At 63.2% G+C, this 9,652-nt stretch carries 9 protein-coding genes and 1 pseudogene; 7 read left to right on the forward strand and 3 right to left on the reverse strand.

Features of this window, described 5'->3' with window-relative positions:
* Positions 1 to 399, reverse strand: a 399-nt coding sequence (locus A3764_RS03245) for a YicC/YloC family endoribonuclease (RefSeq protein ID WP_330220509.1), incomplete at its 3' end; no start/stop codon positions are given.
* A 230-nt stretch (positions 400 to 629) separates the two neighbouring features.
* Between A3764_RS03245 and A3764_RS03250 the strand changes: the two genes are divergently transcribed.
* Entirely contained in the window at positions 630 to 1,298 is a 669-nt protein-coding gene (locus A3764_RS03250) for a PAS domain-containing protein (RefSeq protein WP_067923676.1), read from the forward strand.
* A 12-nt stretch (positions 1,299 to 1,310) separates the two neighbouring features.
* Here A3764_RS03250 and A3764_RS03255 read toward each other — a convergent pair whose 3' ends face one another.
* Entirely contained in the window at positions 1,311 to 2,681 is a 1,371-nt protein-coding gene (locus A3764_RS03255) for a class II 3-deoxy-7-phosphoheptulonate synthase (protein ID WP_067923678.1), read from the reverse strand.
* A 205-nt stretch (positions 2,682 to 2,886) separates the two neighbouring features.
* On the opposite strand from A3764_RS03255, the gene A3764_RS03260 reads away from it, so the two are divergent.
* The 6 genes from A3764_RS03260 to A3764_RS03285 all read left to right on the forward strand — a co-directional run bounded on the left by A3764_RS03260 (position 2,887) and on the right by A3764_RS03285 (position 9,447).
* Positions 2,887 to 3,891 (forward strand): GlxA family transcriptional regulator, encoded by a 1,005-nt coding sequence (locus A3764_RS03260; RefSeq protein WP_082851097.1) that lies wholly within the window; start codon positions 2,887 to 2,889, stop codon positions 3,889 to 3,891.
* A gap of 252 nt (positions 3,892 to 4,143) precedes the next feature.
* The gene (locus tag A3764_RS03265; RefSeq protein ID WP_067923683.1) at positions 4,144 to 5,337 is read left to right on the forward strand and encodes an ABC transporter substrate-binding protein; all 1,194 of its coding nucleotides are present in this window, start codon (positions 4,144 to 4,146) and stop codon (positions 5,335 to 5,337) included.
* A gap of 105 nt (positions 5,338 to 5,442) precedes the next feature.
* Positions 5,443 to 6,225 (forward strand): ABC transporter ATP-binding protein, encoded by a 783-nt coding sequence (locus A3764_RS03270; protein ID WP_067923686.1) that lies wholly within the window; start codon positions 5,443 to 5,445, stop codon positions 6,223 to 6,225.
* Between the two features lie 85 nt (positions 6,226 to 6,310).
* A complete protein-coding gene (locus tag A3764_RS03275; protein WP_082851098.1) occupies positions 6,311 to 7,132 on the forward strand; it encodes an ABC transporter ATP-binding protein in 822 nt (273 codons plus the stop codon).
* A gap of 3 nt (positions 7,133 to 7,135) precedes the next feature.
* Positions 7,136 to 8,146 carry a branched-chain amino acid ABC transporter permease gene (locus A3764_RS03280; RefSeq protein WP_067923688.1) on the forward strand — a complete coding sequence of 337 codons (1,011 nt, stop codon included), beginning with the start codon at positions 7,136 to 7,138 and terminating at the stop codon, positions 8,144 to 8,146.
* Positions 8,143 to 9,447 carry a branched-chain amino acid ABC transporter permease gene (locus tag A3764_RS03285; protein ID WP_067923691.1) on the forward strand — a complete coding sequence of 435 codons (1,305 nt, stop codon included), beginning with the start codon at positions 8,143 to 8,145 and terminating at the stop codon, positions 9,445 to 9,447. The genes A3764_RS03280 and A3764_RS03285 overlap by 4 nt, the downstream gene beginning before the upstream one ends.
* Before the next feature lie 42 nt (positions 9,448 to 9,489).
* On the opposite strand, the pseudogene A3764_RS24505 reads toward A3764_RS03285, so the two are convergent.
* A pseudogene (locus A3764_RS24505) lies at positions 9,490 to 9,652 on the reverse strand (DUF853 domain-containing protein); the annotation flags it as partial.

A 9,652-nucleotide genomic window follows, 5' to 3' on the forward strand; every position in this document is an offset into this window, starting at 1 on the left:
GTCGAGACCTTCGACCTCTTCGGTGGGATTGGTCTGCTCCAGCACGCCGCGCATCCCGGCCAGATCGGTCGCGCGGGACGGCGCAAGCGACAGGCCCGCCTCCATCGCCCGGTCCTCGATCTGTTGCAGGGCGGCGAGGACCGCTTCAAGCTGGGCGGTGTTCACGGCGAGCGTGCCGCCGGTATCCTCGCGGCTGAGCCGGAGCGAGACGGTCACGTTCCCCCGGTTGGCCACGGAGGCCACCTGCTTGCGCAGCCCGGCCTCCAGCCCTTCGACCCAATCGGGCGCGCGCACCCGAATATCGAGCCCCTTGCCATTGACCGCGCGTATCTCGGTGCTCCAGCCAAAGGCGCCATGGGTTCCGCTGGCAGAGGCAAAGCCGGTCATGGATCTGATCATGGGCGGGTACCTTCCGTGCTGGGGCGGAGCCAGCTTTACGGCCAAACCGCCGTTGGCGGCAACCCCCGGGTCAGGCCGATCTGACGATTTCGTTAACCACGCAGATCGGCTTTTGACAACCATAGGGCGATTGTGACTAGTATGGAGAAAGGGTTTTTGCTCTGTGGAAAAGCGCGGCTTCCCCGGCTTCTCGGGGTGGTTGGAAGGCTCATCCGCCAAAACGGAACGACATGACTGGACATCGTATCGCACCGGGCTTCGCGGCCCTTTCCCTCATCGAAAGCTATTGGGAGGCTCTGCGCGGCGCAGATCTGTTGCCTGACCGCGCGGATGTGGACCCGCGCGGCATCGATGCGGCGCTGGATTTTGCCTTTATCGCAGAGCGGACGCCCGACGGTGCGCAGTTCCGGGTGGCGGGGGCGCATCTCGTCGCTCTCATGGGGCGCGATGCGCGGCGTGCGCCTGTGCCGCTGCTCTTTCGTCAGGAAGACCGCCTGCGTTTCGCCCGCATTGTCGAAGAGGTATGCACCATGCCCGCCACTTGCATCTTAAGGTTGCGTGCCCAGGGCGACGGCACGGGGCGCATATTGGATGCCCGCATGAACCTTTTGCCCCTGCGCGATGACAACGGTAAAGTCGAACGCCTGCTTGGTTGCTTCGTTGCTTTGGGTCAGGTCGGTGCTGCCCCACGCCAGTTCTCCATTCTCGACCAGATGATACAAAAGATCGAACCGGGCGCTGAGGCGGCAGAGATGGCGCGGGCTATTACACGGGGGGAAGACCCCACCGCCGCGGGCAGTATCGGCGGCACGGGGTTCGCGGCCCCCGCGACCCCCTTTGACAGAAAGGGCGCGCCCGTGGCGCGCCCCCATCTTCGATTGGTAAAGTCGGACGACTAGAACGCCTCTCCCCTAGCCCGCGGCCTGTGTGGCCTGCGCGGAACGGCGGGCGGAAAGCTCCTCCGCCACGAGGAAGGCCAGTTCGAGCGACTGGCTGGCGTTCAGCCGCGGGTCGCAGGCGGTGTGGTAACGGTCCGACAGGTCCTCGTCACTGACGGACCGGACACCGCCGGTGCATTCCGTCACGTCCTGCCCCGTCATCTCGAAATGCACGCCACCCGGCACGGTGCCTTCTGCGGCATGAACGGCGAAGAATTCGCGCACTTCCCGCAGGACCGAGTCGAAGGGCCGCGTCTTGTAGCCGTTGCTGGCCTTGATCGTGTTCCCGTGCATGGCATCGCAGGTCCAGACGACCGACGCGCCCTCCTGCTCCACTGTGCGGATGAGCCGCGGCAGATGTTCCCCCACCGCACCGGCGCCGAAACGCGCGATGAGCGTGAGCCGCCCGGCCTCATTGTCGGGGTTCAGCGTGGCCATCAGCCGCTTGAGGTCATCCTCGGTCATGCTGGGGCCGCACTTGAGCCCGATGGGGTTCTGCACGCCACGGGCGAATTCGACATGCGCGCCGTCGGGCTGGCGTGTCCGGTCGCCGATCCAGATCATGTGACCCGATCCCGCCAGCCATTTGCCGGTCTGGCTTTCCTGACGGCACAGGGCCTCTTCGTATTCCAGCAGCAGCGACTCGTGGCTGGTGTAGAATTCCACCGACTGAAGCGTATGCGCGGTTTCCGAAGTGACGCCCGCGGCTGCCATGAAGTCCAGCGTGTCGGAAATGCGGTTGGCGATCTCGCGGTACTTCTCGGCCTTCTCGTTGTCGGTGAAGCCGAGGGTCCAGCGATGCACCTCATGCACATCGGCGTAGCCGCCCGTCGAAAATGCGCGGATCAGGTTCAGCGTCGCCGCCGCCTGCGTGTAGGCGCGCAGCATCTTCTGCGGATCGGGGATCCGGGCTTCGGCGGTGAAGTCCAACTCGTTGATGATGTCACCGCGGTAGCTGGGCAGTTCCACGCCATTGACCACCTCCGTCGGGGCGGAGCGCGGCTTGGCGAACTGACCGGCCATGCGGCCCAGCTTGATCACCGGCACCTTGGCGCCGTGGGTCAGCACGATGGCCATCTGCAGCATCACCTTGAAGGTGTCGCGGATCATGTCGGAGCTGAACTGTTCGAAGCTTTCGGCGCAATCGCCGCCCTGCAGCAAAAACGCCTCGCCCCGCCCGGCGGCGCCGAGGTGTTTCTTCAGGCGGCGCGCTTCCCCGGCAAACACGAGGACGGGATAGCGGGCCAGTTGCGCCTCAACGGCGTTCAGCGCTGCCTGATCGGGATAATCGGGCATCTGGATACGCGGTTTGTCGCGCCAGCTGGATTTGGTCCATTCTCGCATGTTCGGCCCTCCGGTTGCGGCGCGCAAAGTGGGACCGCGCCTGTCCCCTGCCTCCTATACAAAAGCGTGCGATGAGACGCCAGAACCCAAATTCCGCCTCTTGACCTGTCCCCCCGGGCGTGAGCAAGCTTCGCGGCAAGTCGTGCGGCCTCCGTGAAACATGCGGTCAGGGCGCGCCGGGACCATACCAGAAGAAAGACGCGCGATGTCAGAACCGCGACAGGCCCCCCGGATATCGAAGGATTTCGACCGTCCCAGAAGGTTCGTCTTCGTCCTGCTGGAAAACTTCACGCTTCTCAGCTTTGCCTCTGCCGTGGAATGCCTGCGCATCGCCAACCGGATGATGGGCTGGCAGGCCTATGACTGGCGCATCATCGGCGAAGGCGGCGAAGAGGTGACAAGCTCTGCCGGGGCGCGCTTCACGCTCGACGGCGATCTTGATGAGCTGTCGCGCGACGATACCATCATGCTCTGCGGGGGCATCGACGTGCAGGCCGCGACCACGAAGCGTCTGCTGGGCTGGGTGCGCCGCGAATCCCGCAAGGGCATGGCCGTGGGCGGGCTGTGCACGGCGGCCTACACACTGGCGCGGGCCGGCCTGCTGGACGGCAAGAAGGCCACCATCCACTGGGAAAATCAGGACAGTTTCGCCGAAGAGTTTCAGGAAGTGGACCTCACGAAATCCGTCTTCGTGGTGGATGGCAATCGCCTGACCACGGCGGGCGGGACCTCTTCCATCGACCTCATGCTCAAGCTCATCGCGGATCAGCAGGGGGAGGAACTGGCGAACGCGGTGGCGGACCAGCTGATATATTCATCGATCCGCACCGATCAGGATACCCAGCGCCTTTCGGTGCCCACGCGCATCGGCGTGCGCCATCCGAAACTGAGCCAGGTCATCCAGATGATGGAAACGAATATCGAGGAACCCATCAGCCCCTCGGTGCTGGCGCGGGATGTTGGCATGTCCACCCGGCAGCTGGAACGCCTGTTCCGCCGCTATCTGAACCGCAGCCCCAAGCGGTACTACATGGAACTGCGCCTGCAAAAGGCGCGGAACCTGTTGATGCAGACTGATATGAGCGTGATCAACGTGGCGCTCGCCTGCGGCTTCGCCTCGCCCTCACATTTTTCCAAGTGCTACCGGTCGCATTATGACACGACCCCCTACCGCGAACGCGGCAGTCACGCGGCACGGCTGTCGATCTGACGGGCGAAAGGGCCGCTTGAGGGCAATTCGCATCCCTCTTACGACGCGGAAAGATCATCCGCGAAAGCCTGCGTTTAGACCGAATTCCGGATAATTTATTCAGCTACGGTGGAAGCCGTGAACAAAAGCTCCGCGAAATCGGTGCGATGCGCCGGGTTGACCCGCGGGACCCTTCCAAAAATTGGCTTTTCTTTTCGCGAAACGCATCCTAACGTCCCTACCGAACGTCAAGTTCCAACTAGGGAGAATACCATGAAAAAGATGCTTATGGCCACAACGGCTGCGGCACTTCTCGCGACGAACGCCTGGGCGGATGCCCATTCCAAGGAAGTCAAACTGGGTATCGAATTCGGCTTCACCGGCCCCATCGAATCCCTGACCGGGCCCATGGCGGCCGGTGCCGAAATGGCGATGAAAGAAGTCACCGACAGCGGCATGCTGATGGACGGCGCCATGGTCACCGCGCTGCGCGCGGATTCCGGTTGCATCGACAACGGCCTCGCCGTCTCTTCCGCGGAACGCCTGATTGCCGATGGCATCAACGGGCTGATCGGCGCGGATTGCTCCGGCGTGACGGGCGCCGTGCTGCAGAACGTCGCCATTCCGAACGGCATGGTCATGATCTCGCCCTCCGCAACCTCGCCCGGCCTGACCACCATGGAAGACAACGGCCTGTTCTTCCGCACCTCGCCGTCGGATGCGCGCGAAGGCGAAGTGATGGCGGAAATCCTTAAGGAGCGTGGCGTCGAATCCATCGCCCTGACCTATACCAACAACGATTACGGCAAGGGTCTCGCGGACGCGATTGAATCCAGCTTTAAGGCCGCGGGCGGCGAAGTCACGATCGTTGCGGCGCATGAGGACGGCAAGGCCGACTACTCCGCCGAAATGGGTGCGCTTGCCTCCGCCGGTGGCGACCTGCTGGTTGTTGCGGGCTATCTCGACCAGGGTGGTGCGGGCATCATCAAGGCGGCGCTCGACTCCGGCGCATGGGATACCTTCGGCCTGCCCGGCGGCATGATCGGTGAAAACCTGCCCAAGAACATCGGCCCCGACCTCGACGGCTCCTACGGCCAGATCGCGGGTTCCGAAGGCAAGGGCATCGATACATTCGCCAAGATGGCCGAAGAAGCAGGCTTTGACGGCACATCGCCCTATGCGCCCGAGTCCTACGATGCGGCGGCGCTCTTCCTGCTGGCCATGCAGGCCGCCGGTTCGACAGACCCGGCAGAGTACAAGGACAAGATCATGGAAGTGGCCAACGCCCCCGGCGAAAAGGTCTATCCCGGTGAGCTTGGCAAGGCCCTGGAAATGATCGCGAACGGGACGGACATCGACTATGTCGGCGCCTCCGCAGTGGAACTGATCGGACCCGGTGAATCCGCGGGCACCTATCGCATGATCGAAGTACGCGACGGCAAGAACGAGACTATCGGCTTCAAGTAAGCCCGACGGTCCTTTACGAAAACGATACAGCCCGGAGCCCGCTTCGGGCTGTATCGCACCAATGATAACGCATCTGCGCAAAGTGGAGCGGACAGGGATGGACAGATGATCGTCGTTGACGACGTACACAAGCAATTCGGGGGATTCCACGCCGTCGACGGCGCAAGCCTGTCGATCGAAAAGGGATCCATCACGGGGCTGATCGGCCCCAACGGTGCGGGCAAGACCACCCTCTTCAACGTGATCGCCGGGGTGCTGAAACCGACCTCCGGTCGTGTCACCATGGACGGCGAGGATATCACCGGCCTGCCGCCGCATGAGCTGTTCCACAAGGGGCTGCTGCGCACCTTCCAGATCGCGCATGAATTCTCCTCCATGACCTGCCGCGAGAACCTGATGATGGTGCCGGGTGGTCAATCGGGCGAGAAACTGTGGAACACGTGGTTTGGACGCAAGCGCATCGCCGACGAGGAGCGCGCGCTACGTGCCAAGGCCGACGAGGTGCTGGAATTCCTGACCGTCGAACATCTGGCCGACCAGAAGGCCGGGCAAATCTCCGGCGGGCAGAAAAAACTGCTGGAACTGGGCCGGACCATGATGGTCGATGCCAAGATCGTATTTCTCGACGAAGTGGGGGCCGGGGTGAACCGGACCCTGCTCAACACCATCGGCGACGCGATCCTGCGGCTCAACGCTGAGCGCGGCTATACTTTCGTCGTCATCGAGCATGACATGGATTTCATCGGGCGGCTTTGCGACCCGGTGATCTGCATGGCCGAGGGGCATGTGCTGGCCACCGGCACGCTGGACGAGATCAAGGCCAACGAACAGGTGATCGAGGCCTATCTGGGCACCGGGCTGAAGAACAAGTCGAAGGTGAACGCGTGACCGCGATGCGCGGGCGCGGCGCTGCCGATCCGTCCTGGGGGCGCGCCCCCAGACCCCCCGAGTATTTGAAAAAGGGTGAAGAAGGATGAGCGATCCCTATTCCGACCGGGGCAACAAGGATGTCTCGATTGCCAATCCGAAGGGCATGGGAAGCGCCCAGCCGATACAAAAGAGCGGCGCCGTGGAGCCCGCCGCCGGCGGCCCCTTCCTGATCGGAGAGAACATGACCGGGGGCTACGGCAAGGGCCCCGATATCCTGCATGATTGCACGATCTCCGTCGACGAGGGCGAGATCGCCGTCATCGTTGGGCCGAATGGTGCGGGCAAGTCCACGGGCATGAAGGCGGTCTTCGGCATGCTGGACCTGCGCGAGGGCCGCGTGAAGCTGGACAGTGAGGATATCACCGCCCTGTCCCCGCAGGACCGCGTGGCCAAGGGCATGGGTTTCGTGCCCCAGACATCCAACATCTTCACCTCGATGACGGTGGAGGAGAACCTCGAGATGGGGGCCTTCATCCGGCGCGATGACTTCCGCGATACCATGACGCAGGTCTATGACCTGTTCCCGATCCTGAAGGAGAAACGGTTTCAGGCCGCGGGGGAGCTTTCGGGCGGGCAGCGCCAGCAGGTGGCCGTGGGCCGCGCGCTGATGACGCGCCCCAAGGTCCTGATGCTGGATGAGCCCACCGCCGGGGTTTCGCCCATCGTGATGGACGAATTGTTCGACCGCATCATCGAAGTGGCGCGCACCGGCATTCCCATCCTCATGGTGGAACAGAATGCCCGGCAGGCGCTGGAAATCGCCGACAAGGGATATGTTCTGGTACAGGGCCGCAACGCCTATACCGGCAGCGGCAAGGAATTGCTGGCCGATCCGGAAGTCCGCAAATCATTTCTGGGAGGCTGAGGCATGGAGTTTCTCAACGCCATCGTGGCGCTATCGAACTATGTGCTCATTCCGGGCATCGCCTATGGCAGCCAGCTGGCACTGGGCGCGCTTGGCGTGACGCTGGTCTACGGCATTCTGCGCTTTTCCAACTTCGCCCACGGGGACACGATGGCGTTCGGGGCCATGGTGACGATCCTGTTCACATGGTGGTTCCAGTCGATGGGGCTAAGCCTCGGCCCGCTGCCCACCGCGCTCATCGCGCTGCCGCTCGGTATTCTGGGGACCATGGGGTTACTGCTTTTGACGGATCGTTTCGTCTATCGGTTCTACCGGGCGCAGAAGGCCAAGCCCGTGATCCTCGTGATCGTGTCGCTGGGTGTGATGTTCATTATGAACGGGATCGTGCGTTTCATCATCGGCGCGGATGACATCAATTTTCTCGACGGGGAACGCTTCATCATCTCGGCGCGCGATTTCAAGACCATGACCGGGCTGGACGAGGGGCTCGCCTTTCGCACCACGCAGTTGATCACCATCGTCACCGCCATGATCATCGTGGCGGCCCTGTTCTGGTTCCTCAACAAGACGCGGTCGGGCAAGTCGATGCGCGCCTATTCGGACAATGAGGACCTGGCCCTGCTGTCGGGCATCAACCCCGAGCGTGTGGTGATGATCACATGGTTGATCGTGGCGGTGCTGGCGACGGTGGCGGGCGTGCTTTACGGGCTCGACAAGTCGTTCAAGCCTTTCACCTATTTCCAGTTGCTTCTGCCGATATTCGCCAGCGCTATCGTGGGCGGGTTGGGCAATCCGGTGGGGGCCATCGCGGGCGGTTTCGTGATCGCCTTTTCAGAGGTCACGATCACCTATGCGTGGAAAAAGGTGCTGGGCTATCTGTTGCCCGAGAGCCTTGAGCCCAGCGGCCTCGTGCAGCTTCTCAGCACCGATTACAAGTTCGCGGTCAGCTTCGTGATCCTGCTGATCGTGTTGCTGGTCAAACCCACGGGATTGTTCAAGGGACAGGCGGTATGAGCGAAGGCATCCGGAATACGCTTCTCTTTCTGCTGGTGGCGGGGCTCATTACCTATGTGGGCTATGCGCAGAGCCTGAACTCGGCGCTGCTCATCATTGCGATGGGGCTTTTGTCGTCGATCATGGCGCTTGGGGTGAACCTGCAATGGGGGTTCGCCGGTCTTTTCAACGTGGGCATCATGGGTTTCGTGGCGCTTGGCGGGCTGGCCGCCGTGCTGGTGGGCATGCCGCCCACGCCCGGCGGATTCTCTGCCGGGGGCGTGGGCGTGCTGGTGGCCCTGCTCATGGGGGGCGCCACGATCGCGGCGGCTGTCTATGCCACCAAGAAGATGCGCAAGGGCTGGCTGCGGACCGTGGTCGTAATCGTTCTGCTGGTGGGCGGTTTCTTCGTGTTCCGCGCCCTCCTTGACCCGTCGGTGGCCCGGATCGAGGAGATCAACCCGGCTGAATACGGCTATCTCGGCGGTCTTGGCTGGCCGGTTCTGCTTGCCTGGCCGGTGGGCGGCCTCTTTGCCGCCGGTGCGGCTTGGCTGATCGGCAAGACGGCACTTGGCCTGCGGTCCGACTACCTGGCCATCGCGACGCTGGGCATCGCTGAGATCATCATCGCCGTGATGAAGAACGAGGATTGGCTGACGCGCGGGGTCAAGAACGTCATCGGTGTGCCCCGCCCCGTCCCCTATGAAATCGATCTGCAGAACGATCCCAGCTTCGTGGAGCGGGCGGCGCAACTGGGGATGGACCCGGTCGAAGGCTCGACCCTCTGGGTGAAGTTCCTTTACGTGCTGCTATTCGGGGCGGTCCTGCTGATCCTTCTGTGGATGAGCCAGCGCGCCCTGCACAGCCCCTGGGGCCGGATGCTGCGCGCCATCCGCGACAACGAAGTCGCCGCCGAAGCCATGGGCAAGGACGTGACGGCGCGGCATCTGCAGGTCTTCATCCTCGGCTCGGCGGTCTGTGGCATCGCGGGGGCGATGATGACGACGATGGACAGTCAGCTTACCCCGGGCACCTACCAGCCGCTGCGGTTCACCTTCCTGATTTGGGTGATGGTGATCGTCGGCGGTTCCGGCAACAACTTCGGCGCGGTGCTTGGTGGCTTCCTGATCTGGTTCCTCTGGGTGCAGGTGGAGCCCATCGGCCTTTGGCTCATGAATGTCATCACCTATGGCATGGCCGAAGGATCGCCGCTGAAGGCGCATCTGATCGACAGCGCGGCCCATATGCGGCTGCTGACCATGGGGTTGGTGCTGCTCATTGTGTTGCGGTTCAGCCCGCGCGGGTTGATCCCCGAGAAATGAGGCGTGAGCCCGGACCGTCACGGTCCGGGCCGCCCCGTGAAGTCAGCGCCCCTTGAACAGACCGCCGAGGATGCCGCGCACGATGCGCCGCCCGGTGGTCCCCTTCAGTTCCTTGATCACGACGGAGGCGATAGCCCCGCCTACGCTTTCCGCATCCCGGCGGCCTGCCCCCCGGCCCGCCGGGGAATGGCCCCCGCCGTAGCGC

Source organism: Sulfitobacter sp. HI0129, assembly GCF_001635395.1.
Classification (GTDB): Bacteria; Pseudomonadota; Alphaproteobacteria; order Rhodobacterales; family Rhodobacteraceae; genus Sulfitobacter.

Excerpts from the sequence above, each read along its gene's own strand:
- A3764_RS03250 (WP_067923676.1), top strand. The coding sequence starts at position 630 with ATGACTGGACATCGTATCGCACCGGGCTTCGCGGCCCTTTCCCTCATC.
- A3764_RS03255 (WP_067923678.1), bottom strand. The coding sequence starts at position 2,681 with ATGCGAGAATGGACCAAATCCAGCTGGCGCGACAAACCGCGTATCCAG.
- A3764_RS03260 (WP_082851097.1), top strand. The coding sequence starts at position 2,887 with ATGTCAGAACCGCGACAGGCCCCCCGGATATCGAAGGATTTCGACCGT.
- A3764_RS03265 (WP_067923683.1), top strand. The coding sequence starts at position 4,144 with ATGAAAAAGATGCTTATGGCCACAACGGCTGCGGCACTTCTCGCGACG.
- A3764_RS03270 (WP_067923686.1), top strand. The coding sequence starts at position 5,443 with ATGATCGTCGTTGACGACGTACACAAGCAATTCGGGGGATTCCACGCC.
- A3764_RS03275 (WP_082851098.1), top strand. The coding sequence starts at position 6,311 with ATGAGCGATCCCTATTCCGACCGGGGCAACAAGGATGTCTCGATTGCC.
- A3764_RS03280 (WP_067923688.1), top strand. The coding sequence starts at position 7,136 with ATGGAGTTTCTCAACGCCATCGTGGCGCTATCGAACTATGTGCTCATT.
- A3764_RS03285 (WP_067923691.1), top strand. The coding sequence starts at position 8,143 with ATGAGCGAAGGCATCCGGAATACGCTTCTCTTTCTGCTGGTGGCGGGG.